We start from the raw sequence: 268 nt of genomic DNA, 5'->3' as shown, positions 1-268 counted from the left end.
CCCTTGAGCAGGCCCGCTGCCACGATCAGCGGAATCGACAGCAGGAAGGAGAAGCGCGCAGCGCTCTGACGCTCGAAGCCCAGCAGCAGCGCGGCGGTGATGGTGATGCCCGAACGCGAGGTGCCGGGAATCAGGGCCAGCGCCTGGAACAGGCCGATGATCAGCGCGCCCTTGAGCGTCAGCGTCGCCAGGTCACGCGTGCGTGCGCCCTTGACGTCCGCCCACCACAGCAGCAGACCGAAGACGATGGTGGTGGTACCGATCACCG

Annotated in this window: 1 protein-coding gene; it reads right to left on the bottom strand. The window is 67.5% G+C overall.

What is annotated here, in order from left to right; genetic code table 11:
* Window positions 1-268, bottom strand: a 268-nt coding sequence (locus R0J88_RS20560; RefSeq protein WP_410900962.1) for an undecaprenyl-diphosphate phosphatase, incomplete at both ends; no start/stop codon positions are given.

The sequence above is a fragment of the Pseudoalteromonas sp. SIMBA_162 genome (assembly GCF_046535955.1).
Lineage (GTDB): Bacteria > Pseudomonadota > Gammaproteobacteria > Enterobacterales > Alteromonadaceae > Pseudoalteromonas > Pseudoalteromonas marina.
Note: the sequence above shows the minus strand (reverse complement) of the source record. Positions and strands in the feature narration are given on the sequence as shown.